A 25224-nucleotide genomic window follows, 5' to 3' on the forward strand; every position below is an offset into this window, starting at 1 on the left:
GATGTTCGCCCGTGCTGTTTTCAAAGGAGCATACAGATGAAAAAGGTAATGGTAGGAATGAGCGGAGGAGTGGACAGCTCCGTAGCGGCGATGCTGCTCCGTGACAGAGGTTATGAAGTCATGGGCGTAACGCTGAAGCTCTTTTCCGATGAGGATATATCCGAGGCGCAGAAGGAGGGCAAGACCTGCTGTGCGCTGTCGGACGTGGAGGACGCAAGGAGCGTTGCGTACAGACTTGGCTTCGAGCATCTTGTGTTCAACTTTAAGGACAATTTCCGAGAGCACGTCATGCAGCAGTTCGCGGACAGCTACATAAGCGGCAGGACTCCCAACCCCTGCATAGAGTGTAACCGCCATGTGAAGTTCGACAAAATGCTCAGGAGAGCGCAGGAGCTGGGCTATGACTATATAGCTACGGGACACTATGCCGTGAACGAGTACGACGAGGAGAGGGGGCGCTTTTTGCTGAAACGTCCCAAGGATCGCAGCAAGGATCAGACCTATGTGCTGTATTCTCTCACTCAGGAGCAGCTCTCTCACACTCTTTTCCCTCTTGGAGAGCTGGAAAAGACTCAGGTCAGGGAGCTTGCTGAAGCTGCCGGACTGGTGAACTCCAAAAAGCCCGACAGTCAGGATATCTGTTTTGTTCCCGATGGTGACTATGCAGGCTTCATACGCCGATTTACGGGCTGTGAAACGCCCTGCGGAAGCTTTGTGGATATGGAGGGCAATGTTCTCGGAGAGCACAAGGGAATCATAAACTACACCATCGGTCAGCGTAAGGGACTTGGTATCGCTCTCGGACACCCTGCCTATGTGGTGAAGAAGGATATAGCTGCAAATACAGTCACACTCGGACTGGAGTCCGACCTGTATACAAAGTGCCTTATCGCCGACGATTTCAATCTTATATCCGTTGAGAAACTGGAGGCTCCCATGCGTGTGACTGCAAAGACACGTTACAGCCAGAAGGACCAGCCTGCTGTTGTATCATACCTCGGTAACGGCGAGTATATGGTGGAGTTTGACGAGCCGCAGAGAGCCGTTACCGGCGGTCAGGCGGTAGTCCTCTACGACGGAGATATTGTCGTGGGAGGAGGTACCATAAAATGAGCGAAACCGTCCTGCTTGTGGTAGATGTGCAGAAGCTTATAACCAATGAAAAACTCTACGCTTATGATAGATTTATCGGAAACGTCTGTAAACTAATTGAAGTGTCGCGAAAAAACGGTGTGGAAGTTATATATGTCCGCCACGATGACGGCGAGGGGCAGCCTCTGTCAAAGGGCAATGATGGCTACGATATACATGAGGACTTCGCGCCGGAAGCAGGGGAGAAAGTCTTCGACAAGTCTGTGAACAGCCCCTTCCGCGATACGGGACTTACGGAATATCTGCGCTCAAAGGGCGTCAGAAGGCTAATAGTCACAGGTTTGCAGACCGAATACTGCATAGACGCCACGGTGAAATGCGGCTTCGAGCACGGCTTTGAGATGATAGTTCCCGAATACTGCAATACCACCACCGATAATGAATACATGACCGCGGAGCAGACCTACCGCTACTATAACGTGTTTATCTGGAAGAACAGATACGCGCATTGCATTGGTATTGAGGAAGCAATCGTTATTATACAGAATAACATGGATAAATCGGAATTCTCTGAGACACATATCATCAGAAGAGCGACAAAAGAAGATGTTTCGAGAATTGCGGAGATACTTGTTTTTGCAAAACGAATGAAGTATCGCTCTATTTTTAATGATGACGCATATTCATTTTGCGAATTGCAAGTATTATCTGTCGCTGAAAAGTACCTTGAAAACGGCTTTCTTAACAATATGTTCCTGTATGATGACGGAATTATAAAAGGGCTTATCCGCATTGAGAAAGATGAGATCGTTGAATTATATGTGGATCATTTCTTCCAAGGGCAGGGAGTCGGCGCAGAGCTGATAGAATATGCCAAAGAGAATTATCCTGTCAGTTTTCTATGGACAATTGAAAAGAACACTGAGGCTGTACGCTTTTATGAAGCACATGGTTTTCATCTTACAGACATTAGGAAGTTTGAAGAAGGAACTACGGAATATCTTGTAAAAATGAAAAGATAATCATTTACCGAAAAGGAGCATTATGGAATACAAATACGAAAAGCTAACCGATAAAATATACGTCTGCGCCAGCAGTGATCACCGCTTCGGCACTGACGCTTTTCTGCTGGCTGACTTCTCACAGTATCGCGCCAAGGACAAGGTCTGCGATCTGGGTACGGGCTGCGGCATAATACCGCTGATAATGCAGAAGAAGCTGCCGCCGCAGGTGACCTATGCTGTGGATATTCAGGAGGGCGCCATAGAGCAGCTCCGACTGGGGCTTGAAAAGAGCGAGACTGCTGGGATAGTCCCTGTCTGTGCGGATCTGAAAGAGCTGTGGAAGGGTGCTCCTCTGGGACAGCTTGACCTTGTGACCTGCAATCCGCCCTATAAGGTGAACAATGCGGGCTTCCAGAGCGTTATAACTGCCCAGAAGATAGCCCGTCACGAGATATTATGCACCATTGATGACGTCTGTGCGGCTGCACAGAAGCTGCTGAAATTCGGCGGAAGACTATGTGTCTGCAACCGCCCCGAAAGGCTCAGCGACGTTATTTTTGCCATGAAGAGCCACGACATCGAGCCTAAGAGACTCCGCTTTGTATCGAAAAACGCTGAGGAAGCTCCGTGGCTGTTCCTTATCGAGGGCAAAAAAGGCTCAAAGCCTTTCATGAAGGTGGAGCCTCAGCTGTACATCCGCAGCGAGAACGGCTTCTCCGAGGAGCTTCAGAAGATATACGACACAGGAAAGGAGCAGGTATGAGCGGAACATTTTATGTTATAGGTACTCCCATCGGAAACCTTGAGGATATAACACTTCGTCAGCTTGATACGCTGGCGGCAGTGGACTTCATCTGTGCGGAGGACACTCGTGTTACACTGAAGCTGCTGAACCGCTTCGACATAAAGAAGCAGCTCATAAGCTTTCATGAGCACAGCTCCAAAGCCGATGCACAGCGCATAATCGACAGGCTTCTTGCAGGGGAGAGCTGCGGTATAGTCACCGACGCTGGTATGCCCTGCATATCCGACCCGGGAGAGGTGCTTGTGAAGCTCTGCGCCGAGCAAGGGATAGATATAAAGGTAGTTCCGGGACCCAGCGCCGTAGTTTCGGCAGTTGCGGTGTCGGGACTGAGTACGCGAAGATTTACGTTCGAGGGCTTTCTTCCCGTTCCGAAAAAGGAGAGAGCCGAGCGCCTTGAAAAGCTCCGCGGCGAGACTGCGGTCATGGTGTTCTATGAAGCTCCACACAAGCTGAAGACCACTCTTGCCGATCTTTACGGTTTTTTCGGCGGCGACCGCAGGATAGCGCTCTGCCGCGAGCTCACCAAGATACATGAGGAGGTCATAAGACTGACCCTTTCGGAGGCTGTTGAATATTACAACATTAACGAGCCGAAGGGTGAGTTCGTTCTCGTGCTTGAGGGATCTTCTGAGGATGCAGAGGACGGTATCACCATCGAACAGGCTATGGAGCAGGTCATGAAGCTCATAGATATGGGAGAAAAGCCCACAGAAGCCTGCAAGGCTGTGGCAAAGGAAACGGGCTTCAGAAAGAGCGAGCTTTATGCGAAGCTTCAGTGAGTGAAAGGCTGCCTGTGCGGTGCATTACACAGTCTGTGTGCCCCTACCTTATAATATAAAAATGATAGAAAAGTGAAAATTAGTGTAAAAAGCTTGAAATTGTAAAGAATTTGTGATATAATTATTAGCGTTATTATTACTGCTTCAGTAATTTGCAAAACCATGTTCCCCAAAAAGCGCTATATCAATACAATTATAAAAATTCTGCCGCAGATACAAGACCTGCGGCGAAAGAAGGTTCTTTATGATTTGCGATCTGCACTGTCATACCACGCTTTCCGACGGTTCACTGGGCATCGAAGATGTTATTGCTCAGGCGAAACGCATGAATATCGACTGGCTTTCGATAACCGATCACGATACGATGGCGTCCTTTTCAAGAGCTGACGTATTGGGCGAGCGCGCAGGAGTAAAGATACTCCACGGCGTAGAGCTTTCGGCATGGGATAAGGAAAGAAACAGCAAGGTACATATACTTTGCTACGCTCCGTCAAAGCCAAACAGACTTGAGGGGCTTTGTCTCAAATCCTGCGAGATAAGAAAGGAATGCTCCAGAGAAATGATCGAAAAGGTCATGGAGAAGTTCCCCATCACACAGGAGAGCATACTGAAACGCACAACGGCTTCAAAGAGCATATTCAAGCAGCACATCATGCGTGCCCTTATAGACTACGGCTATGCGCTGGAGTTCTACGGCGACCTTGACCGTGAGCTGTTCAATCCCGAAAACGGCTCCTGCTACGTTGAGCGTGAATACCCTGACGTAAATTTTGTTATTGACCTGATACACACTGCAAAGGGCGTTGCTGTCATGGCTCACCCTGCACAGTACAATAATATCGAGCTTCTTGAGGAGCTTGCCAAGAAAGGAAAGATCGACGGCGTTGAGGTGGGACATTTCTCTGCCGACGAAAGCTGCCGCAAGGAGCTTTCAGCCATTGCACAGAAGTACGGCCTCATCGAGACAGGCGGTTCGGATTTCCACGGGCTCTATAATAAGGTGCCCACACATCTTGGCAGCGAGACTACCACAAAGGAAAACCTTGACAGGATCCTCAAGCTGGCTGCAAGCATGAAATAAGAGGTAAAAATGAGCTTAAAGATCATACCGTTCATAGTTTTTCTGGGACTGTTCCTGCTTTTTGCAGCGCCTGTCGCTACGGGGATAATCAACCTCGGCAACGGCGTCGGGATGGCGTTATCCGCTGCAATGATGCTGATAGTGCTGTTCTGGGGAAAGTTCACGGGAGCTTTGGGAAGATGCTGGGAAAAGCCGCTGGGAAAGATAGTTCTTTCTCTTGTAGGGATTGCTGCGGCAGTCAGTATCGTTCTGGCTGTGGTCATCAGCGTTTTTATGATACGGGAAGCGAACGATCCGCCTGAAGACGAGAACACTACTGTTGTAGTGCTCGGCTGCAAGGTAAAGAACGGTGCTCCAAGCCTTATGCTGAAGAGGAGACTTGATGCCGCTTACGGCTATCTTTCGGAGCATGACAGTGTCTGCGCCGTCGTTTCGGGCGGACAGGGAAGTGATGAATCCATCAGCGAAGCTCAGTGCATGAAGGATTATCTTGTGGCGAGGGGCATAGCTCCCGACAGGATATTCATGGAGGATAGATCCGTGAATACCGAGGAAAACCTCCGCTTCTCAAAGGCTGTCATCAGTGAGAACGGACTTCCCGGGAAGATAACTCTCGTGACTGATAATTTCCATCAGTACCGCGCAGAGCTTATCGCTGAGTCAAACGGTATAGAGGCATACAACATATCGGGCAAGACCTCATGGTATCTGCTCCCTACTTATGGAGTCAGAGAATGGTTCGGTATAGTTTACTATAAGCTGTTCGGATAGGAGCTTTTTGCGTGAAATGGGTCATAATGCGTATATCCGACGGAATGTATGCGGTTTCACCGCGGTTTTTTGTGTTCAATAAGCTGTTTGCAAGGCGCTTCAACACCAAGAAGCAGGCAGAGGCTTATATGATATCATCAGGTTTCGACAGAAGGGCGTATACCGCCTGTGAGCTTGAAGTTGAGACATAATCGGCTGTATGCATCAGCCGGACTGCTATTTAATAGTATAAGTTATTATGTAAAGGAATGGTTATTATGAAGATCGGTTTTTCAACACTCGCTTGTCCTGAATGGTCGTGGACTGATATCTACTCTATGGCTAAGGACTTCAGATTTGACGGAATAGAGATAAGAGGTCTCGGCAATGAGATTTTTTCCGTTAAGGCACAGCCCTTTACAGATTCTCAGCTACCCAATACAGTTGCAAAGCTCCGCTCTCTCGGACTGGAGATACCCTGTCTTTCTTCGGGTGCCTGCCTGAAGTTCAAGGACAAGTATCAGGAGGCTGAGGACGAGATCAAGGCTTACGCTCAGCTTGCAAGCAAGCTCGGTGCTTCTTACATAAGAATACTCGGCGATCTTGAGCCTGCACCCGGAGGCGATGTTGATGATGAGTATATCGTGGAGACACTGAAGAAGCTTGTTCCAATTGCTGAGGAGTACAATGTTACACTGCTGGTAGAGACCAACGGCGTATATTCCGATACGGCACGTCTTGCTAAGATACTTGACAGCGTAAAGAGCAGAAAGGTGGCTGCCCTCTGGGATATGCACCACCCCTACCGTTATAACAACGAGTCTCCCGAGACAACTGTCGCAAATCTTGGCGAGTACATCAAGTATATTCAGGTCAAGGACAGCGTTATGCGCGAGGACGGCACTGTTGAGTACCGCATCATGGGCACAGGCGATATTCCCGTAAAGCAGATGATAGAGGCTCTGGACACTATCAACTACAACGGCTATATCTCACTGGAATGGGTAAAGCGCTGGGCAAGAGACCTCAGCGACGCAGGTATCGTTATACCCCAGTTCGCAGAGTATATGGCTCCCTACAAGAAGTCACACAAGCACCCCCTCCAGACCAATATGAGAGGGGACGGTCAGTATCCGTGGCCCAAGGAGAGGATACTCAACTATACATTCCCCGACATACTGGACCGTATCTGTGAGCAGTTCCCCAATCAGTATGCTTTCCGCTATACTGAGCTGGACTACACAAGAACATATCCCGAGTTCCGCGACGACGTTGACAACTTTGCACGCTCACTCCTTGCAATGGGCGTAAAGAAGGGCGACCACGTTGCTATCTGGGCTACAAATGTTCCCCAGTGGTATATAACCTTCTGGGCTACTACCAAGATAGGCGCTGTACTCGTAACAATGAATACAGAGTACCGTATCCACGAGGCTGAGTATCTGCTGAGACAGTCCGATACCATGACACTCGTTATGATCGACGGTATCAAGAACATCAACTATGTTGATATCATCAAGGAGCTCTGCCCCGAGCTTGACACCTGCGAGCCCGGTAAGCTCAACTCCGCAAGACTTCCTTACCTCAAGAACGTCATCACCGTTGATTCCAAGAACAACGGCTGCTACACATGGGAGGAGGCTGTTGAGCTTTCCAAGAACGTTCCCTACAGTGAGGTAGAGCGTGTAAGAAAGACCATTGATATCCACGATGTTGCAAATATGCAGTACACCTCGGGAACCACAGGCTTCCCCAAGGGCGTAATGCTTACACATTATAATGTAGTAAACAACGGTAAGGCTATCGGCGACTGCATGGACCTGTCCACAGCAGACCGCATGATGATACAGGTGCCTATGTTCCACTGCTTCGGCATGGTTCTGGCAATGACAGCTTCCGTTACACACGGTACAACGATGTCTCCTATAACAAGATTTTCTCCAAGAAAGGGACTGGCTTGTATCAACAAGGAGAAGATAACCTGCTTCCACGGCGTTCCCACTATGTTCATCGCTATGCTGGGACATGAGGACTTCGATAAGACCGACTTCTCCCACATGAGAACAGGTATCATGGCAGGCTCACCCTGTCCCATCAAGACCATGGAGGAAGTTATCGAGAAGATGCATATGAGCGAGATCTGTATCACATACGGTCAGACCGAGGCTTCTCCCGCTACTACCATGAGCAAGACCACAGACTCCATCGAGCAGCGTGTAAACACTGTCGGCGGACCTATCTTCGGTGTTGAGTGCCGTATCGTTGATCCTGAGACCAACGAGGTCCTCCCCGATGACGTTGACGGTGAGTTCGTTGCAAGAGGATACAATATAATGAAGGGCTACTACAAGATGCCCGAGGCTACGGCAGCAGCCATCGACTCCGAGGGCTGGCTCCACACGGGAGACCTTGCAAGACGCCGCTCAGAGGACGGTTATTTCAAGATCACAGGACGTATCAAGGATATGATAATCCGCGGCGGCGAGAACATCTACCCCAAGGAGATAGAGGACTTCCTCTATACATACCCCAAGGTAAAGGATGTTCAGGTAATTGGCGTTCCCGATGAGGACTACGGCGAGGAGATCATGGCTTGTATCGTGCTTCAGGACGGCGAGACTGCTACCGAGCAGGAGATCAAGGACTTCTGCCTTGCAAGAATGGCAAAGCACAAGTGCCCCAGATACGTTGATTTCGTTGACGGCTTCCCCATGAATGCCGCAGGAAAGATACTCAAGTACAAGATGAGAGAGCAGGCTGTCGAGAAGCTGAAGCTCCACAAGGCTGACAGTATCGTTACCGCATAATTAAAAATTATAAAGCCGTTTGTCTTCGGCACAGCAGTCGGAGACAGGCGGCTTTTTGCATAATTCTTACAAATTGGAACACTTTTGCAGATTCACTTGATTTGTTATACATTATGTGTTATAATTGTCATATATTACAGAAAGGGGAAAAGATATGAGTAAAATTCCAAGCAGATTGCTTGCGGCTGTTTCAGCGGCAATGATCTCCATTTCAGCTGCTCCAACAGCTGTTTATGCGGAAGTATCGATAAAAGACCTGTTTGATACAAATAAGGGGGCAGCTGTATCCTCTCAGGTCGGCTGTTTGTCTATGCCTGTGCTGAGAAGAAATGCAGGCGGCGACGATATGAGCCTTGCTCCTACTGCCGATTATACTCCCATAAGCAGTAAAACTATGGCGGCTGAGCCGAAATGGATGCCGACAGCCTTTGATATGAGGAATGTATACGGCTCTACCGAGATCAAGGATCAGGACATATACGGTACCTGCTGGGCTCACGCAGCCATTGAGAGCGCTCAGTCCAGTTTGCTCGCTTCCGAGCCCGATATCGATCTTTCCGAGCTCCATACAGCCTTCTATACATATTACGGAGACGATGAGCTGAAGCTATTCAATAAGAGACCTCTGGAGATACTCAACGAGGGCGGCACCTCGAGAATGGTGTCTAATCTCTGGTCGCAGTGGATAGGTCCTGTCACCGAGGAGAAGATGCCTTACTACCATACAGATATCTTTGATGACGGGACTGACATGGGCTATTTTCGCTATCAGGCGGACTATCACCTCAGAAATGCCTATAACTTTGATTTTTCCCGAAGCAGGGATAACTTTGATGAGATAAATTCTCTTGTAAAGGACTTTGTTTACAGCGGCAGAGCGGTTGATGTGTCCTATATGTCCAACAAGTCGCTTAACTGGTCGGCTGAGTACAGCAGCTCCTACACGAGCAGACCAAGACGCTTTGCCAACCATGCAGTCACAATAGTCGGATGGGACGACAATTTCTCCTCGGACCACTTCAGAAATCCTCCCGAGGGGAACGGAGCATGGCTATGCAAGAACAGCTGGGGAACAGATGACGGTGACAATGGTTATCTCTGGATATCCTATTATGACAATTCGCTGACTGATTTCGCTGTTTTTGAGCTGGATGATCTTGACGAGCATGAAATGATCTATCAGCATGACAGCTTTATACCGATACAGACTCTGTCCGCTTATGATGATCCCAAGGAGAACGGTCCGTCATATATGGCAAACGTATTTGAAGGACATTCCAATACACAGATAAGCTCCATAGGTACATACATATATAATGCAGGCACGGAGTACGAGATAACCATATATACCGATATACAGGATATCCTCGATCCGACATCGGGTATTCCGTCGAATGTGACCAAGGGAGTATGTGATCTTACTGGCTTCTACACTATCGATCTGGACAGCCCTGTTATACTTCCCGAAAACGAATGGTTCAGCGTCGTGGTAAAGCTCTATTGCCCCGACTCGCCTTTTGTAATACCGATCGAGAGCAGTATGTATGTTGAGGACGGCGCCAGAAGAAGGACTGATCTTACTTCATACAGCACCGATGAGCAGATAAGGACATATACCAGATGGGGCGAGAGCTTTACAAGCCCTGACGGTGAGAACTGGACTGATGTAGTTGATGATCCGATCATCTACAACGAGGAGGAAGAAAAGCGGCTGCTGGATTCCTTTATTTTCCAGCTCTATGACGGACTCGAGCCCGAGGATACGGAGCTTCTTGAAGATGCTAAGAGAACCGAGGGATACTATACACGACTCTTTGACAAGGGAGAGGTAATGTGTACTCTCGGAAATGTTACGCTGAAGGCTTACGGAGACCCTATCGGCAAAGTAAGCTTCTCTCACCATGAGGGTATGGTAAATGCCGATGAAAAGATATCACTTTCAACACGCATGGACGAGGGAACTATATATTACCGTACAAACGACAATGAGGAGTACAAGCCGTATACCGAGCCCTTTGCCGTAACAGAGAAAATGAAGGTATCTGCTTATAATGACCTCTCATCTGTGTATGAAAACATTGATGATGCCATGCTCAATGTGATATCAACAAGGACGTTTACTCCGCACAGACCTGTCATGAACTGGATAGGATATAAGTTCAATGAGGACACTTACCGAGAGAAGATGAAGTACCTCAAAAAGGAGAACGAAAACGAGTACTCGATAGAAGTGCCGAGCTATATCGAGAATATATCCCTTTACTGTGGTACGGAATACGCCGTGAACTTCGATGGGGACTATTTTGGCGGATGTGAGTGGATAAGAAATATACCGCTTGAATACGGCATGAACGATATTGAGCTTACTCTTACCGGCGCCGGACTGCCCGATGAGGTGATCACGATCCATGCGAACAAGGCGATGATAGGCTTTGATATGGAAAAAGAAGTTATCGACTTCAGTTACGTTGACAAGATACTGGCTCCTGACGGCAGGGAACTGATGATCGGCAGTTCTATAAGCGATTACGCAGGACAGTACCTGACCGTTATCAAGGACGGCAAGGAGAAGCAGATACTTGTCAATCCCAGACCTGTCATCAATGATCTTGAGATAGACTACCGCAATGAGATACTCGGACCCATAAGCAAAAAAATTGCCGATAAGCTCATGGTGCGTACAGGCGACGATGAGGAAAACCCGTTTATAGAGGCTGTTCCGAGAATAGCCCCGGGAGATGAATTCTACGGCACCGATATGCTCCAGTATTATATAAGGATAATCCCCGGAGAGACTATAACCTTGAAAGTCAACTCCGACAGCGAGAATATGGCGAGCAGTTCCGTTACATATAAGATACCCGAGGCTCCTAAGGAAGTTCCCGACCCGAGGGATTTTTATGAGAATTCACAGGGACTCATAGTTTCAGACGACAATTCAAAGTATGAAGCGGGATTAACGGATTATATGCCTTCTGACCTCATAGACGTTGTAGGTATGGACTACGGCTATCATGATCCTGCTGAATTCCGTGCCCTTCTCAGAAACCGCTACGGAGCAGAGGAAACGGAAATAGAAGAAGTTTTTTCAGCAGACTATCTTGAATTTGATCACCTTGAATTAAAGTGTGAGTATGTGGTGAGATATGCGGCTACGTCCGACAGCTTTGCTTCCGCAGGCGTTGTATTTATACCGCGAGTACGTGCAGATGTGAACGCAGATATGCATATTGACGCCAATGATGCTTCGGAAGTCCTTCGGCACTATGCTCTGATATCAGGCGATCTGGAAGGTTCGCTCGATGATTATGAGCAGTACATAGCCGACGTGAACAGCGACGGAAAGGTCGATGCTGTTGATGCGTCTCAGATACTCCGTATGTATGCGGATCTGTCTGTGTCATAGGAATGGTGAACGGGTTTGAAGAAGCACACAAAAAAATGCACAGAAGACGACCGGGATTTTGTATTCGTTAGGCAATAGGCATAAAAGTGTGCTCCTGTATTTGTGTAATAAACGTCAAAACGCTTTTACCGATTTGTAACTTTTATTTTTTAGAGGTGCGATTTATGTTATTGTTGCTAAAAAAATAGCGTTGAAAATGTACATTGCGCCCAAAAAAGATTAAAGAACGATACAAAGCATTGACTTTGACCGCAAAATACGGTATATTTGTAAATGCAAAAGCAATTGTTGCACAGTTCTGTATATGCGGTGCGGAAGGCATGACGGTCTGATACACAGGCAGTAAAGAACGTGATACGGTAACATTCGGAAGTGTAAGGGCTTTTATGACGAAGCCTGCGGAGTACATTCGCAGACCGAGCCGCCATGACATGAAAGAATGCGAAAGTATAAAAGACATTGCCCAGCATGATAAAAGAAAGCTAATGACGAAAGTCATGGCTATAGCTTCATAGAACAGAAGCAGGGAAGACATACGGTTGCAGGACGTCAGCGGTGAGCACAATCATCGGACAGAGAAAAATAACCGCGATGTTGCCCGCAAAACATTAATTACCGAATATTATACACGGAGATGTATAATATACATATTTAAGGAGGAAAAATCTCATGAACACACTTAAGAGAACTTTAGCTTTAGTAGCTACACTCGCAATGGCAGCTACAGCATTCGCAAGCTGTGGAGATGACAAGAAGGAGTCATCTTCAAAGGCTGACGAAACAACAACAGCTGCTCAGGAAGATACAACAGCTGCTGAGGAAACAACAGCAGAGCCTGAGGGCGACGGCACAATTGATCCCTCAGTTGGCGTAGGCGGCGACACATTCACAGTTGCAGCTTGGAACCACGATGACGTTCCTGCTCTTATCGCTCAGTGGAAGGGCCTTGACTACGATACAGTAGTTGCAGACCTCGCTGACAACAAGGTTGAGGGCATCAAGTTCATCGACTTCGGTGTAGGCGGCGGTCAGGCTTCCGAGAACTATGACCAGCTCTTCAATGACGGCAGCGACCTCGACGTTTACTTCTGCGAGGCTGACTGGGCACTCAAGTACATCAACGATGATGAGAAGACACTTCCTCTCACAAAGCTCGGTCTCGGCGATTCTGACTTCGCTAACATCTACAGCTACACAGACGAAATCGGTAAGGATTCCAACGGCGTTCGTAAGGGTATCTCATGGCAGGCTGCAGCAGGCGGCTTCGCTTACAGAGCTGACCTCGCTGAGGAATATCTCGGTGCTAAGAGCCCCGCAGAGATGCAGGAGCAGATCGGTACTTGGGAAGATTTCGTAACAGCTGCTAAGACAATCTCTGACAAGACAAGCGGCGGTGTTGCACTTGCTGATACACTTGGCGGTCTCTGGCAGGCATTCGCTTGCGGACGTACACAGCCTTGGGTTGTTGACAACAAGCTCGTTGTTGATGACTTCTGCAAGAACTTCGCTGACACAGCTAAGGAGCTCTGGGATTGCGGCGGTATCACAAAGAACAGCCAGTGGACAGACGAGTGGACAGCTGCTGGTGTATCCGGTAACTGCATGGGCTACTTCGTATCAACTTGGGGCTTCGGCGGATTCTTCCTCGATGCTGCAGGCGGCGAAGGCGGCGAGCAGTATGGTAAGTGGGCAGTATGCCAGGGCCCGACTCCTTTCTACTGGGGCGGTACTTGGATCGTTGTTAACCCCGCTACAGACAACGGTGAAGAGGCTCGTGACTTCATCCTCTCAGCTACATCTGATGAGGCTGCAATGTCTGAGTACGCTACAAAGAAGCCTGAGTATGTAAACAACTCAAAGGTTATGGATGAGCTTATCGCTGGCGATACAGTATTCAACGAGAAGATCTCCGGAAACTTCAAGGACAAGCAGAACTACTTCGCAGAGCTCGCTGAGAATGCTAAGAGCATCGACTTCAAGGGCCTTATCACTCCTTACGATGCTACAATCAAGGGCAACTTCGCTGACGCTGTTAAGGAGAACTACCTTGAGGGCGGCAAGGACTGGGATGCTACAGTTGAAGCATTCAAGGATAAGGTTGCTGAGTCTGTACCCGATCTCGAAATTGACTAATCTCTTTTGATTAATTAATAAGCAACAAATGGAGATATGCCTACGGGGTACTTATGTATCCCGTAGGTGTATATTTATCTGTACTATTATTCCGAGAGGGTGTGTGTTATGGCATCAGGCGCGCAGAGACGTATAAAGTCTATCAGCTACGCTAAGTATGGCTATATTTTTATATTGCCATTTTTTCTTGTTTATTTCTTTTTCCAGTTATGGCCGCTGATCAACACCTTTATAGTAAGTTTCCACGGCAACGGTAAGACCGTTGAAGACTGGGTAGGACTCCAGAACTATAAAGATGTCCTTTTTGGCGGTGAAGGTCGTAGAGTAAGAGTTATCCATGAGAGCTTCTTCAGATGTCTGAAGAATACAGTTATCCTCTGGGTAGGTAACTTTATTCCTCAGCTTGCTCTTTCACTTTCTCTTGCTGTATGGTTTACAGAAGCACAGTTAAAGATCCCTGGCAAGGGCTTCTTTAAGGTTGTTATGTACCTTCCAAACATCATCACAGCTGCTTCAGTAGCTGTACTCTTCCTTCAGCTCATGGGTCAGTCCGAAACTAACCCGGGAGCTATCAATTTCCTCTTATACAAGATGGGAATAGTTAAACGTGATTCGGCTTCGCTTCTATATCATACAGTACCTTTCATTGAGGGCGTATGGCAGTCACGAATCGTTATCATGTTCATTCAGACATGGATGTGGTTTGGTAATACAATGATCATGCTTATGTCTGGTATCCAGGGTATCAACCCCTCACTGTTCGAGGCTGCAAGCATCGACGGTGCAAGCTCAGGACAGGTGTTCAGAAAGATCACTCTGCCCCTTCTTACTCCTATCATGGCTTATACACTTATCACCTCCATGATCGGTGGTCTCCAGATGTTCGATATTCCTTTCCTGTACACCAAGACAGGCAACGTTAAGGATCATCTCAAGACTGTGGCTGTAATGATCTTCCAGTACTTCCATGCTCAGGCTAATGAGAATAAGATGGGCTATGCAGGTGCTGTATCAGTACTGCTGTTCTTCATCACTCTTGCACTCGGTCTTATCGCATTCTACATGACTCGTGATAAGGATGAGATCGCTAAGAAGAAGCAGCGCAAGAAGATCGCTAAGCAGGCTAAGCTTGAAAGTAAGCAGTTTGGAGGTATCAGCCTATGAGTAACGAAATGAAATCTGTTTACGGAAAAGCAAAGGATAATTACCACTTCAAGATCAGACTGAAGTCTACTATCCTTTTTATATGGTTTTTAATTCTTACCATTATATGTTTGCTTCCTATCTATATCCTTGTTATCAATGCAACAAGAACACATACTGATATAGCAAACGGACTCAGCTTTATCCCCGGAACTAATCTGAAGAACAACTGGCACAAGGTATTTAACGAGCCCGGATTCAAGCTCTGTTATAATGCCCTCGCAGGTTACAAGAACAGCTTGTTCATCACTTGCTGCTCAACTTTCCTCACAGTTTTCTTCTCAGCACTTACTGCTTACGGTATCCACGTTTACGACTTCAAGCTCAAGGAAGTAGCTTACTCGGTTATTCTCCTTGTAATGATGGTACCTATGCAGGTTACATCAGCCGGTTTCGTAAGCTTTATGTCAGATCTTAAGCTTACAAATACATACTGGCCTCTTATCATCCCTTCCATTGCGGCTCCCGCAGTCGTATACTTCATGAGGTCATACATGAAGTCTTCATTCCCGCTGGACATCGTTGAAGCAGCGAGAATCGATGGTTGTGGAGAATTCAGGACTTTCTTATCTATTGCAATTCCTATGATGAAGCCCGCTATAGCTGTTCAGGCTATCTTCGCTTTCATCGCAAGCTGGAACAACTTCTATACACCTAACATGATCCTCATCAGTGTTGATCTGAAGAAGAAGACCCTTCCTATGATGGTTTCCGCTCTCCAGTCATCTGATAAGTTCAATGATTACGGTGCTATCTATCTTGCAATTGCACTTTCTATTATTCCTATCATTATCGCTTACGTTCTCCTTTCGAGATTCATCATCGCTGGTGTAGCTCTTGGCGGCGTAAAGGAATGATCAAAAAATTACAGCACACTTCGGTGTGCTGTTTTTTTATGGGCGCAGAAATGCGCCCATTTTTTTGTTCTATCTATGTTCTTAGCTGCATACTATTAAGTGTGAGGAGATGATCAAAATGAAAGATAGTACAAGCTTTCGCGTGATCGCAGATCATATGCCCGAAGTATTACGTAATCTTATGCTTGATACGCTGCATGAACTTTCTGACGATCTGATGGAGGTACGGCTACACTCGAGCGGTCCTGTCTGTTTTGCTTTCCCGAATAAAACGCTGTTTTTGCAAAAGAATGGCGGGACGAGCTCAGCTTTAACAGAGGAAGCATACATTGTCAATAGGAAAGAGATCAGAGAATGTGCAGACAAGCTTTGCCATTATTCTGTACATAGCTGTACTAAACAGCTTTCAGAGGGCTGTTTTGTTATCGGAAACGGAATAAGAGTTGGCGTATCTGGAATATACTCCTCTGTGGAGCCATCTGTACTGACTGAATTCTGTTCCTTTAACTTTCGCTTGCCCCGAGAGGTCAAAGGCTGTGCAGACGGAATTTTCTCCGAGACCTTTGACAGAAATATCATTATTTGCGGAGCTGTAAATTCGGGCAAGACCACACTTCTCAGGGAGCTTTGCCGTCTTAACGGTGACCTCAGGAAAACCGTTCTCATTGACGAGAGAAATGAGGTAGCTGCTTTTTATAGCGGAACACCGCAGAACGATGTAGGGGCTATGACAGATATTATAGGCAATTGCAGCAGAAGCCGAGGGATCATGTCAGCGATCCGTACACTTTCTCCCGAGGTCATTGTCTGTGACGAAATTGCATCTGTTGACGATGCAGAAGCAATAATTACCGGTCTCAGCTGCGGAGTCAGGTTTATCGTTACTGCTCACGGAGAAAGCGTGAGCGAAGTCACTAAAAGAGCTGAGCTGAAAATGCTCATTGACAGCGGATTTTTCCACAAGCTGATTTTCCTTAGAGGTTCATCCTCTGTTGGGGAAGTCGGCAGGATCGTGAGGCTCTGATATGGAGCTTCGCTTTCTTGCGGTCATAATGCTCATTCTGAGCGGTGCCTTTTGCGGTGTTTTCTATTCGGAAAAGCTCAAAAGGCGAGTTGTGTACTGCCATGAAGCTGAGAAGCTCATGCGGCATTGTGAGGTTATGATAAGGACAGGCGGAACTGATATATTCGGAATTATCCGAGCCCTGCAGGCTGAGAATTTTTCTTGTCTCGGGTTTATATACGACCTTCCGCAGGAGTATTCGGCAAGCTGCCCCGTAAGAGAGAAATGGCGGACGCTTCTGTTGCGTGACAAGTCGGTTCCCGACGAGGAGAAAGCTGTACTTGCGGAGCTTGGGGAAGTCCTTGGAACAACCGATGTGCAGGGGCAGCTAAGCAGTATCGCTTCGCAGCTTGTTCGCATGGAGGAGCTTCGTGAACAGAGGCGGCAGGAATATATCCAAAAGGGGCGGCTTTACAGAAGTCTCGGCGTAATGGCAGGTGTTTCTGTCGGAATTATTCTGATTTGAGGTATTGTATGGATATTGATCTGATTTTCAAGATCGCAGGAACGGGTATCATAGTTGCTGTGCTAAATCTTGTACTGAAACGGGCAGAAAGGGAGGAACAGGCTATGATGACTACCCTTGCCGGGCTTATAGTTGTTCTTGTGGTCATAATTGACGAGATTAGCGACCTTTTTGAGAAGGTCAAATCAGTTTTCGGACTATGGTAGACAGCTGTTTTTCTGTCGGGATATTCTGTGTCTGCGGCGCACTGATCTCTGTCATATTGAGACAATATTGCTCCGAGCATTCACTGGCTGTTTCCGTTGCTGTTTCGGTATCTGTGATCATAGCAGCGGTAGTAATGCTGGAGAGCCCCTTTGCGGAGCTTCGCTCGATGATGATATCGGCAGGGATTTCCGAAAGCTATCTGAGCGCTATCTTCAAGGCAGCTGCGATATGCTGTATCACCCATATTTCGGCACAGCTATGCCGTGACAGCGGTGAGGGCGCAATGGGTGCAGCAGCCGAATTATGGGGGAGAGCAGCTCTTGTTGTGTTAAGTCTTCCTGTCCTTGAGGAGTTTATTTCTCTTCTGGGCAGGCTCATGTAGGTGGAATATGCACAAGATACTCAGAATATTTATTATAACTATATTGCTCACATTATTGCTTGTCCCCAAAAGCGTCTATGCTGAGGGCAGTCAGACCGCTGCAGACAGCTATTACTCTCAGATTGACGAAATACTTGCCGATCATGACATCGGCTATGGAACAGAGGAACTAAGCGATAAAAGCTTCCGGGAGCTTTCCGCAGCCGTAACCGATAGTATAGGCTGGGACGGCACTGATATCCTTTCTCTGCTCGGGACTATACTTATCGTCATTGTCGTAACAGCGGCTCTGAAAGCTACCGGTGAGGGGCTGTCTGATAGCTCCGCCGATATCTTCGGAACTGTCAGCGTTCTTACAGCAGTAACTGCAATAGTGCCAAAGCTTTTCGAGGTATTTGGCAGAGCGTCATCGGCTGTGCAGTCAGGCGGTAGCTTCATTGCTGTTTTCATTCCCGTTTTTTCGGGAATTACCGCAGCAATGGGCGGCATGACCTCGGCAGGGGTCTACGATGTGGCTGTTCTTGGTGCATCTGAGATATTTGTTCAGTTGTCCTCGTCGTTTATGATGCCTGTTGTGACTGCTTCAACTATGCTGGCGGTCACGGGAAGCGTATTCAGCGGTGAAGATCTCGGCAGTATCGTACGCCTTGGAAAAAAACTCATAACATGGGGCATGACTGTCGCCATGACCTTGTTTACGGGACTTCTGACTATGAAATGTACTCTTTCTGGAAAGGCTGACGGAGCGGCTGCAAAGACTACCCGATTTGTAATATCAGGCATGGTCCCTGTTGTGGGAGGAGCTGTCTCAGATGCGTATTCAACAGTACGCGGAAGCTTCGATCTTATTCGCGGAACTGTCGGAACAGCAGGCTGCATTGCTGTTATTCTTCTGTTTCTGCCGCCTGTTTTGCAGATACTCATATTCAGAGCTGTAATGTGGACGGGGACAGCTGCCGCAGAGCTTTTCTCTGTTGAAAGTGTGGCAAAGCTGCTGAAGGCGCTTGATGACGGACTTGCTATTGTGCAGTGCATACTTGTCTGTTTCGGGCTTATGTTCCTGTTTTCAACAGCTATACTATTACAAAACGCAGGAGGATAAAATGGAGGGTATAGTATCTGCCGCAGGCGGCGTATGTGCAGTATCGGCACTTATCTGTGTACTTCGCATGATCGCTGGCGGCACAAGACTTAAAGGACAGGCAGAACTGATAATGAAGCTTGTTCTTGCGGCGTCTGTTATATCACTGTTTTCGGACGGAGCCGTAAATTTTGAAGTTCCAGAGGTAAATATTGGGAGCAGTAAGGATCACAGCACTTCGCAGCAGCTCTACGATGATGAGCTTATAAGGCAGACGGGAGAGAACATTTCTCAGGTACTGAGAGGACAGCTTGAAGCATCAGGGATCGAAGCCGAAAAAATCGAGACTGAGGTTAATATTCTTTCTGACGGGAGCATAATTATTAATAGAGTCATTATCAGTTCTGCGGATAATGAAGCTGCCGCAGAGATAATTCGCAGCAGTCTCGGGCAGGAAACGGAGGTCGTGAATGGAAATAGCTGAAAAAATACGGGAGCTTCTCAAACAAAGGAAGTGGGCTGTATTCATGACTGTATGCGGAGTCACCGGACTGCTGCTGATAATGATATCCTCACTGCTGCCCGATAAAAAGACTGTATCCGACAGCACTTCCGCGAGTGGGCTCAGTCTCAGTGAATGTGATGAACATTGCAGCGATACGGAAAAGCGGCTCGGAGAAATGCTCAGCTGTATCGACGGTGCAGGAAATGTAAGAGTCTATATAACCTTCGGGAGCTGCGAGCGGTACATCTATGCTTCTGAGGGGCGCAGGAGCCGCTCTGAGGGCAAAACAGAGGAGGAAGACAAATATGTCATGATAGGCAGCGGAAGTGAAAAAACTCCCCTTGTGGAGACTATCGAAAAGCCTGAGGTGACAGGAGCGGTAATAGTCTGTGACGGCGGAGACAGTCCGTCAGTCAGGGAAAAGATGTACAAAGCCGCTTCTGCGGCACTGGGTATCTCAACGGCAAAAATCTATGTTGCAAAGCTAAGATAAAAGGAGAATTACTATGAAAAAACCATCACTTATCATCGGAAAAAAGCAGATAATCATGACCTGTCTCACACTTATGCTGGCGGTGGCGGTCTACATAAACTACACAGCCTCGCCGAAGCTTCCCGATGAGGGCGGTTCGGCGGTGTTCTCGGAGGAGAATGAGAAAGTAAGATACGGCGAGACAGAGTTCGTAAACGCTGAGGCAGAGCCCATGTCAGGGGACTACTTTGCACAGGCGCGTATAGATAAGCTGAGAGACCGTGATGAAGCGGTACAGACCTTGCAGACCATGATAGGCGGAGGAGATGTTACCGAGGACGAAATGGTAGTCAATGCACTGGACGCGGTTCAGGTCTCAAAGCTCATCGAAAGCGAGGGTACTATCGAATCTCTCATCAAAGCGCAGGGATTTCAGGACTGTATCGCATATCTTGACGGAGAAAATGCAAAGGTAGTGGTGAAGACCGAGGGGCTTGAAAAGTCGCAGGCAGCAGCCATTAAGGAGATTATTCTGGGCGAAACTGAAGTTCCTGCAGAAAATATCAGAATTTTTGAGGTGAAATAGTTGAACTGAGCGAAATAATTTGGTATAATATAATAGTAAGGGTGTAAGTACAGTTTTGATTAAAAAATACACCCAAATATGTGCCAACGGAGGTCCCATATGGAAGTTGAAGAGATGAAGCCTGAGGTATCAAGCAGACTTAAAATATCAGAGGATGTGCTCATAGCTATCGCAAAGCTGGCGGCACAGGACGTCAAGGGCGTTGCAGGTCTTGGCGGAGAAGTGGGCAAGATGAGCAAGCTCAGAAAGAACGGCCCCATAAAGATCAGCATGATGGGCGATGTTGCTGCTATCGACATGAAGATAGTTATAAAGAGCGGCGAGAAGGCGTGCAATGTTGCACAGGAGGTCCAGACAGTAGTCAAGGAGAATGTGCAGAATATGACGGGCGTCCCCGTTGCAAGAGTTAACGTAACAGTAAGCGGAGTAGTTTTTGAATGATCCGCAGGTACAGGCAGGACGACCTTGGCGGTGCAGCTGAGGTCTTCCGCTCTGCTTTTTCGTCAGAGCCATGGAAAGAGGATTGGAGCCGTGAGCTTGCGGCAGAACGTATATCCCAGCTCATGTCAGCTCCGCAGTCTGTGGGCTATGTGTATGAGGAAAACGGTGTCATTCAGGCGATACTCTGCGGAAGAAAGCTGACCTATCTCCACGGGACAGAATATGTCATAGACGAGTTCTGCGTGTCGCCGTCTGTCCAGAGACAGGGGACGGGAACTGCCGTAATGGAATATGCTGCTTATGAGCTGCGCCGCGAGGGAGTAGTCGCCATGGCACTTATGACCACAAGGGGCTATCCAAGTGAGATGTTTTATCTGAAAAACGGATTTGAAGCAATAGACGGTATGGTATTCATGTATCGTTCAATAAAGGAGAATGTAAATGACAAGACGTGAAATAAGAGACAGCGCATTCAAGCTGGTATTTGAACAGCTTCTGCGCGACGATGATATAAACGAGCTTTACGAGATCGCCGAGGAGATAGAGGAGATCACAGTAAATGATGAAGTAAAGAAGATAGTCGAGGGAACTCTCACTCATGCCGAGGAGCTGGACAGCATAATTGCAAAATACAGTAAATCCAGAAGTATTTCCCGTATCTCAAAGCTCAATCTGGCTATACTCCGTATTGCTATGTATGAGTCGCTGTACGACGATAATACTCCCATGAATGCGGCTATCAGCGAGGCTATCAAGCTTTCCATGATGTATACATATCAGGAGGATACTGCTTTCATCAACGGAGTTCTCGGCGCATTTTCAAGAGATACCCGGAAGGAAGAGAACGCAGATGCCTGAGTTTCTCGGTATAGATACCAGCAATTATACTACCTCGGCGGCAGTTTACGTCAGTGAGGATAACAGGATATATCAGACGAAGAAGCTTCTTCCAGTTAAGGAGGGGGAGCTTGGTCTGAGACAGAGCGATGCGGTATTCCATCATACGAAACAGCTTCCCGAGATGATAGAGAGGCTTTTCGGCGAGACGGAGCTCAGTGCTCCCATGACGGTAACTGCATCGGCGAGACCGCGTAATACGGAAGGCTCATATATGCCCTGTTTTCTCTGCGGAGAGGGCTTTGCACGGTCATATTCCGCAGTTACGGGAGCAAAGCTGTATACCACATCCCACCAGATCGGTCATATCCTTGCGGCACTGTATTCCGCGGACAGGCTCGAGCTTGTGAAAGAGCCGTTCATAGCCTTCCATGTCAGCGGAGGAACTACCGATTGTCTGCTGTGCGAGCCTGACGAGGATAACGTTCTCTCCATTTCGGAGATAGGCACCTCTCTTGATCTGAAGGCAGGACAGGCTGTTGACCGCACTGGTGTCATGCTGGGACTGCGTTTTCCATGCGGAGCCGAGCTTGAAAAGCTGGCGGCAGGTGCCGACAAGTATTATAAAGTTAAACCTGTCCTGAAAAACGGCAGCTGCTGTCTTTCGGGAGTTGAGAATAAGTGCGGCAGTATGCTGAAAAACGGGGAGTCCCCCGAAAACACAGCGAGATACTGCCTTGATTTTATTGCAGATACTATTATCGCCATGACAGCTTATGCCGTGGAAAAGCACGGGGAGCTGCCCCTTGTTTTCGCAGGAGGAGTTATGTCGGACGTTATTATCCGCGACAGGATAATTTCCCGATATCCCTCCGCAAGCTTTGCAGAGCCGCAGTTTTCCTGCGACAATGCGGCAGGAGTGGCGATATACGGCTATCTTAAAAGTACGGGAGAAAAGTGATGCCTGTAATCACAGTAACACAGATAAACAGATACATCGGCTCTATACTGAAAAATGACAGGAACATTCAGGGCATCATGGTCCGCGGAGAGATATCCAACTATGTGAAGCATTTCCGCAGCGGTCATGTGTACTTCACCCTGAAGGACAGCGAGAGTGCCATAAAGGCAGTGATGTTTGCGAATTCGGCAGCTCGTCTGAAGTTTGCCCCCGAGGACGGTATGGCTGTTATAGTTTCGGGAAGTATAGGAGTCTACGAGCGCGACGGAGCCTATCAGCTCTATGTGAACGATATTATCCCCGAGGGCGCAGGCGCTCAGGGAGCGGCTCTTGAGCAGCTGAAACGGAAGCTGCAAAAGGAGGGCATTTTTGACACCGCACACAAGCGCCCCATACCTGCTATGCCGAAAAAGATAGGTGCAGTTACCTCTCTCAGCGGCGCAGCGGTAAGGGATATAATAAACGTCCTTTCGAGGAGATACCCATTAGGCGAGGTCTACGCCGTAAATGCACTTGTACAGGGCGAGGGAGCTCCCGAGTCCGTGTGCAGAGGTATACTCCGCGCAGAAGCCGCGGGCTGCGATGTTATCATCGTGGGGCGAGGCGGAGGCTCCAGCGAGGACCTGAGTGCATTCAATACCGAAAAGGTGGCATATGCCATATATAATTGCAAGGTGCCTGTTATCTCGGCTGTGGGACATGAGACAGACTTTACCATTGCCGACCTTGCGGCTGACCTTAGAGCTCCCACGCCGTCAGCAGCGGCGGAGCTGGCAGCTCCCGATATATCCATGCTTTATGAGAAGATAGGCATTCTGGAGCGCCGATACGAAAAGGCTGCACTTGCGGTTCTTGACAGGAGCACCGACAGGTTTGTCGCACTGAATGCACGTCTTGCGGCACAGTCTCCCGAGAACCGTCTGAAGCTCACTGGCGAGAAGCTTTCAGCATTGAACAAGCGCCGTGATGCAGCTTTTCTGCGGTATATGGACAGGCTTGAGAGACAGCTCGGTGAAAAAGCGGCAAGGCTTGACAGTCTCAGTCCGCTGAAGGTTCTTTCAAGGGGCTATTCTCTCGTGTATAAGGAAGACAGTCTGCTCAGCAGCTCCGAGAGCCTTAAAAAAGGTGACAAAGTGAAGATAACCTTCGGGAGCGGCGGCGCGGAAGCGGAAATTACTGATAAATGGTGATATAATGGCTAAAAAAGTAACATTTGAGGACAATATGACAAGACTGGGACAAATAGTCTCTGAGCTTGAAAAGGGCGATATCCCTCTTGAAAAGGCTGTGGAGCTCTACGGTGAGGGCGTGAAGCTTTCTGCGGAGTGCAGGAAGCAGCTTGACAGCGCACAGATAAAAATAACGGAGGACGACGGAAAAGCTCCGTCGGAGGAATGAATATGACAGATATAAAGGAAAAACTCAATGAGTATATCAGGTTCACAGAGGACAACCTGAAAAAATACAATCTTCATTCGGAGGCTATGGCGGCTCAGAAAAATCTTATCGACGCCATGAACTACTCTCTTGAAGCAGGCGGAAAGCGTATACGTCCCGTGCTGGTCTATGCCTTCTGCAATGCTCTTGGCGGCGATTACAGAAACGCCTGCGCACCTGCTGCGGCTATCGAGATGATACACACCTTCTCGCTTATCCACGATGATCTTCCTGCAATGGACGATGACGACTACCGCCGCGGAAAGCCATCCTGCCACAAGGCTTTCGGCGAGGCAATGGCTATACTGGCAGGCGACGCGCTCTCGGTACAGCCCTTTGAGATAATTGCAGACGATGATCACCTCAGCAGCGAGCAGAAGGTGAAGATGATCTCATGTCTGGCTAAGGCCGTGGGCAGAGCAGGTATGATCGGCGGTCAGGTAATAGATATGGAGAACGAAGAACGCACTGATGTTAACGAGGCTGATCTCCGCAATATGTACCGCCACAAGACAGGTCAGCTCATTGCTGTTTCCTGTATGATGGGATGTATCTGTGCAGGCGCCGACGATGAGACCATCTCCGCTGCTGCTGATTACGGTTTCAAGCTGGGACTTGCCTTCCAGATAGTTGACGATATCCTTGACGTTACCAGCACTACCGAGGTGCTTGGCAAGCCCGTTGGCAGCGATGAGGAAGAGAACAAGACCACTTTCGTTACTCTTTACGGAGTTGAAAAAGCACAGGAAATAGCAAATGCAGTTACAGACGAAGCTCTCGGCTGCCTTGAAAAATTCGGAAACGACGCATTCCTCACTCAGCTGACGGAAATGCTTCTCAGAAGAAAGAATTAACGTAAAGGAGCTGCG

The 25224-nt window shown here is 48.0% G+C and carries 27 protein-coding genes and 1 pseudogene; all 28 read left to right on the forward strand.

Annotation, left to right across the window (positions count from 1 at the left end; all coding sequences use genetic code 11):
* The first annotated feature begins 30 nt into the window (after nucleotides 1–30).
* The 28 genes and pseudogenes from mnmA to DSZ37_RS14050 all read left to right on the forward strand — a co-directional run bounded on the left by mnmA (nucleotide 31) and on the right by DSZ37_RS14050 (nucleotide 25209).
* Nucleotides 31–1113 carry a tRNA 2-thiouridine(34) synthase MnmA gene (mnmA, locus tag DSZ37_RS13915; protein WP_207655916.1) on the forward strand — a complete coding sequence of 361 codons (1083 nt, stop codon included), beginning with the start codon at nucleotides 31–33 and terminating at the stop codon, nucleotides 1111–1113.
* Nucleotides 1110–1625 (forward strand): annotated as a pseudogene (locus DSZ37_RS13920) (cysteine hydrolase family protein); the annotation flags it as partial. The gene mnmA and the pseudogene DSZ37_RS13920, both read left to right, overlap by 4 nt.
* Before the next feature lie 114 nt (nucleotides 1626–1739).
* Entirely contained in the window at nucleotides 1740–2114 is a 375-nt protein-coding gene (locus DSZ37_RS18040) for a GNAT family N-acetyltransferase (protein ID WP_278298934.1), read from the forward strand.
* Nucleotides 2115–2136: 22 nt separating this feature from the next.
* Complete coding sequence (locus DSZ37_RS13930) at nucleotides 2137–2859, forward strand: tRNA1(Val) (adenine(37)-N6)-methyltransferase (RefSeq protein WP_109727498.1); 723 nt, start codon at nucleotides 2137–2139, stop codon at nucleotides 2857–2859.
* Nucleotides 2856–3680: a 16S rRNA (cytidine(1402)-2'-O)-methyltransferase gene (gene rsmI / locus DSZ37_RS13935; protein ID WP_109727499.1), complete on the forward strand. Its 825-nt coding sequence runs from the start codon at nucleotides 2856–2858 to the stop codon at nucleotides 3678–3680. The genes DSZ37_RS13930 and rsmI overlap by 4 nt, the downstream gene beginning before the upstream one ends.
* A gap of 244 nt (nucleotides 3681–3924) precedes the next feature.
* Nucleotides 3925–4761 (forward strand): PHP domain-containing protein, encoded by an 837-nt coding sequence (locus DSZ37_RS13940; protein ID WP_109727500.1) that lies wholly within the window; start codon nucleotides 3925–3927, stop codon nucleotides 4759–4761.
* Nucleotides 4762–4770: 9 nt separating this feature from the next.
* Nucleotides 4771–5532, forward strand: a complete 762-nt coding sequence (locus DSZ37_RS13945) for a YdcF family protein (RefSeq protein ID WP_109727501.1) — start codon at nucleotides 4771–4773, stop codon at nucleotides 5530–5532.
* A gap of 11 nt (nucleotides 5533–5543) precedes the next feature.
* Complete coding sequence (locus tag DSZ37_RS13950) at nucleotides 5544–5723, forward strand: hypothetical protein (RefSeq protein WP_109727502.1); 180 nt, start codon at nucleotides 5544–5546, stop codon at nucleotides 5721–5723.
* A gap of 66 nt (nucleotides 5724–5789) precedes the next feature.
* Nucleotides 5790–8318, forward strand: a complete 2529-nt coding sequence (locus DSZ37_RS13955) for an AMP-binding protein (protein WP_109727503.1) — start codon at nucleotides 5790–5792, stop codon at nucleotides 8316–8318.
* A 154-nt stretch (nucleotides 8319–8472) separates the two neighbouring features.
* Entirely contained in the window at nucleotides 8473–11724 is a 3252-nt protein-coding gene (locus DSZ37_RS13960; RefSeq protein WP_109727504.1) for a lectin like domain-containing protein, read from the forward strand.
* A gap of 669 nt (nucleotides 11725–12393) precedes the next feature.
* Nucleotides 12394–13857: an ABC transporter substrate-binding protein gene (locus tag DSZ37_RS13965; RefSeq protein WP_181380328.1), complete on the forward strand. Its 1464-nt coding sequence runs from the start codon at nucleotides 12394–12396 to the stop codon at nucleotides 13855–13857.
* A 108-nt stretch (nucleotides 13858–13965) separates the two neighbouring features.
* Complete coding sequence (locus tag DSZ37_RS13970; RefSeq protein ID WP_109727505.1) at nucleotides 13966–15021, forward strand: carbohydrate ABC transporter permease; 1056 nt, start codon at nucleotides 13966–13968, stop codon at nucleotides 15019–15021.
* Entirely contained in the window at nucleotides 15018–15917 is a 900-nt protein-coding gene (locus DSZ37_RS13975; protein ID WP_109727506.1) for a carbohydrate ABC transporter permease, read from the forward strand. Before DSZ37_RS13970 ends, DSZ37_RS13975 begins: the two co-directional genes overlap by 4 nt.
* Nucleotides 15918–16035: 118 nt before the next feature.
* Nucleotides 16036–16941: an ATPase, T2SS/T4P/T4SS family gene (locus DSZ37_RS13980; RefSeq protein WP_109727507.1), complete on the forward strand. Its 906-nt coding sequence runs from the start codon at nucleotides 16036–16038 to the stop codon at nucleotides 16939–16941.
* A 1-nt stretch (nucleotide 16942) separates the two neighbouring features.
* The gene (locus DSZ37_RS13985; RefSeq protein WP_109727508.1) at nucleotides 16943–17446 is read left to right on the forward strand and encodes a stage III sporulation protein AB; all 504 of its coding nucleotides are present in this window, start codon (nucleotides 16943–16945) and stop codon (nucleotides 17444–17446) included.
* 8 nt (nucleotides 17447–17454) lie between these two features.
* Nucleotides 17455–17652, forward strand: a complete 198-nt coding sequence (gene spoIIIAC, locus DSZ37_RS13990) for a stage III sporulation protein AC (protein ID WP_109727509.1) — start codon at nucleotides 17455–17457, stop codon at nucleotides 17650–17652.
* Nucleotides 17646–18035, forward strand: coding sequence for a stage III sporulation AC/AD family protein (locus DSZ37_RS13995; protein WP_109727510.1), 390 nt, complete (start codon nucleotides 17646–17648; stop codon nucleotides 18033–18035). The genes spoIIIAC and DSZ37_RS13995 overlap by 7 nt, the downstream gene beginning before the upstream one ends.
* 7 nt (nucleotides 18036–18042) lie before the next feature.
* Nucleotides 18043–19137 carry a stage III sporulation protein AE gene (locus DSZ37_RS14000; protein WP_109727511.1) on the forward strand — a complete coding sequence of 365 codons (1095 nt, stop codon included), beginning with the start codon at nucleotides 18043–18045 and terminating at the stop codon, nucleotides 19135–19137.
* A 1-nt stretch (nucleotide 19138) separates the two neighbouring features.
* Nucleotides 19139–19600 (forward strand): hypothetical protein, encoded by a 462-nt coding sequence (locus DSZ37_RS14005; protein WP_109727512.1) that lies wholly within the window; start codon nucleotides 19139–19141, stop codon nucleotides 19598–19600.
* Nucleotides 19587–20114, forward strand: a complete 528-nt coding sequence (locus tag DSZ37_RS14010; RefSeq protein WP_109727513.1) for a hypothetical protein — start codon at nucleotides 19587–19589, stop codon at nucleotides 20112–20114. Before DSZ37_RS14005 ends, DSZ37_RS14010 begins: the two co-directional genes overlap by 14 nt.
* Before the next feature lie 13 nt (nucleotides 20115–20127).
* Complete coding sequence (locus DSZ37_RS14015) at nucleotides 20128–20679, forward strand: SpoIIIAH-like family protein (protein ID WP_109727514.1); 552 nt, start codon at nucleotides 20128–20130, stop codon at nucleotides 20677–20679.
* Between the two features lie 99 nt (nucleotides 20680–20778).
* Entirely contained in the window at nucleotides 20779–21120 is a 342-nt protein-coding gene (locus tag DSZ37_RS14020) for an Asp23/Gls24 family envelope stress response protein (protein ID WP_028520691.1), read from the forward strand.
* Entirely contained in the window at nucleotides 21117–21575 is a 459-nt protein-coding gene (locus tag DSZ37_RS14025) for a GNAT family N-acetyltransferase (protein ID WP_109727515.1), read from the forward strand. Before DSZ37_RS14020 ends, DSZ37_RS14025 begins: the two co-directional genes overlap by 4 nt.
* On the forward strand, nucleotides 21562–21978 hold the full coding sequence (nusB, locus tag DSZ37_RS14030) for a transcription antitermination factor NusB (protein ID WP_109727516.1): 417 nt from the start codon (nucleotides 21562–21564) through the stop codon (nucleotides 21976–21978). Before DSZ37_RS14025 ends, nusB begins: the two co-directional genes overlap by 14 nt.
* Nucleotides 21971–22918, forward strand: a complete 948-nt coding sequence (locus DSZ37_RS14035; RefSeq protein ID WP_109727517.1) for a peptidase M22 — start codon at nucleotides 21971–21973, stop codon at nucleotides 22916–22918. Before nusB ends, DSZ37_RS14035 begins: the two co-directional genes overlap by 8 nt.
* Entirely contained in the window at nucleotides 22918–24108 is a 1191-nt protein-coding gene (gene xseA, locus DSZ37_RS14040) for an exodeoxyribonuclease VII large subunit (protein WP_109727518.1), read from the forward strand. Before DSZ37_RS14035 ends, xseA begins: the two co-directional genes overlap by 1 nt.
* A 4-nt stretch (nucleotides 24109–24112) precedes the next feature.
* Complete coding sequence (gene xseB / locus DSZ37_RS14045) at nucleotides 24113–24316, forward strand: exodeoxyribonuclease VII small subunit (RefSeq protein WP_109727519.1); 204 nt, start codon at nucleotides 24113–24115, stop codon at nucleotides 24314–24316.
* A 2-nt stretch (nucleotides 24317–24318) separates the two neighbouring features.
* Complete coding sequence (locus DSZ37_RS14050; RefSeq protein WP_109727520.1) at nucleotides 24319–25209, forward strand: polyprenyl synthetase family protein; 891 nt, start codon at nucleotides 24319–24321, stop codon at nucleotides 25207–25209.
* Nucleotides 25210–25224: the final 15 nt, after the last annotated feature.

Source organism: Ruminococcus flavefaciens, assembly GCF_900116855.1.
GTDB lineage: Bacteria > Bacillota > Clostridia > Oscillospirales > Ruminococcaceae > Ruminococcus > Ruminococcus flavefaciens_R.

Coding starts and splice junctions, on each gene's coding strand:
- DSZ37_RS14020 (WP_028520691.1), top strand. CDS start 20,779: ATGGAAGTTGAAGAGATGAAGCCTGAGGTATCAAGCAGACTTAAAATA.
- DSZ37_RS13965 (WP_181380328.1), top strand. CDS start 12,394: ATGAACACACTTAAGAGAACTTTAGCTTTAGTAGCTACACTCGCAATG.
- nusB (WP_109727516.1), top strand. CDS start 21,562: ATGACAAGACGTGAAATAAGAGACAGCGCATTCAAGCTGGTATTTGAA.
- DSZ37_RS13930 (WP_109727498.1), top strand. CDS start 2,137: ATGGAATACAAATACGAAAAGCTAACCGATAAAATATACGTCTGCGCC.
- DSZ37_RS13985 (WP_109727508.1), top strand. CDS start 16,943: ATGGAGCTTCGCTTTCTTGCGGTCATAATGCTCATTCTGAGCGGTGCC.
- xseB (WP_109727519.1), top strand. CDS start 24,113: ATGGCTAAAAAAGTAACATTTGAGGACAATATGACAAGACTGGGACAA.
- DSZ37_RS13945 (WP_109727501.1), top strand. CDS start 4,771: ATGAGCTTAAAGATCATACCGTTCATAGTTTTTCTGGGACTGTTCCTG.
- DSZ37_RS14015 (WP_109727514.1), top strand. CDS start 20,128: ATGAAAAAACCATCACTTATCATCGGAAAAAAGCAGATAATCATGACC.
- DSZ37_RS13970 (WP_109727505.1), top strand. CDS start 13,966: ATGGCATCAGGCGCGCAGAGACGTATAAAGTCTATCAGCTACGCTAAG.
- DSZ37_RS13975 (WP_109727506.1), top strand. CDS start 15,018: ATGAGTAACGAAATGAAATCTGTTTACGGAAAAGCAAAGGATAATTAC.
- rsmI (WP_109727499.1), top strand. CDS start 2,856: ATGAGCGGAACATTTTATGTTATAGGTACTCCCATCGGAAACCTTGAG.
- xseA (WP_109727518.1), top strand. CDS start 22,918: ATGCCTGTAATCACAGTAACACAGATAAACAGATACATCGGCTCTATA.
- DSZ37_RS14000 (WP_109727511.1), top strand. CDS start 18,043: ATGCACAAGATACTCAGAATATTTATTATAACTATATTGCTCACATTA.
- DSZ37_RS14005 (WP_109727512.1), top strand. CDS start 19,139: ATGGAGGGTATAGTATCTGCCGCAGGCGGCGTATGTGCAGTATCGGCA.
- DSZ37_RS14025 (WP_109727515.1), top strand. CDS start 21,117: ATGATCCGCAGGTACAGGCAGGACGACCTTGGCGGTGCAGCTGAGGTC.
- DSZ37_RS13980 (WP_109727507.1), top strand. CDS start 16,036: ATGAAAGATAGTACAAGCTTTCGCGTGATCGCAGATCATATGCCCGAA.
- DSZ37_RS18040 (WP_278298934.1), top strand. CDS start 1,740: ATGAAGTATCGCTCTATTTTTAATGATGACGCATATTCATTTTGCGAA.
- DSZ37_RS13955 (WP_109727503.1), top strand. CDS start 5,790: ATGAAGATCGGTTTTTCAACACTCGCTTGTCCTGAATGGTCGTGGACT.
- DSZ37_RS13995 (WP_109727510.1), top strand. CDS start 17,646: ATGGTAGACAGCTGTTTTTCTGTCGGGATATTCTGTGTCTGCGGCGCA.
- DSZ37_RS13940 (WP_109727500.1), top strand. CDS start 3,925: ATGATTTGCGATCTGCACTGTCATACCACGCTTTCCGACGGTTCACTG.
- DSZ37_RS14035 (WP_109727517.1), top strand. CDS start 21,971: ATGCCTGAGTTTCTCGGTATAGATACCAGCAATTATACTACCTCGGCG.
- DSZ37_RS14010 (WP_109727513.1), top strand. CDS start 19,587: ATGGAAATAGCTGAAAAAATACGGGAGCTTCTCAAACAAAGGAAGTGG.
- spoIIIAC (WP_109727509.1), top strand. CDS start 17,455: ATGGATATTGATCTGATTTTCAAGATCGCAGGAACGGGTATCATAGTT.
- DSZ37_RS13960 (WP_109727504.1), top strand. CDS start 8,473: ATGAGTAAAATTCCAAGCAGATTGCTTGCGGCTGTTTCAGCGGCAATG.
- DSZ37_RS14050 (WP_109727520.1), top strand. CDS start 24,319: ATGACAGATATAAAGGAAAAACTCAATGAGTATATCAGGTTCACAGAG.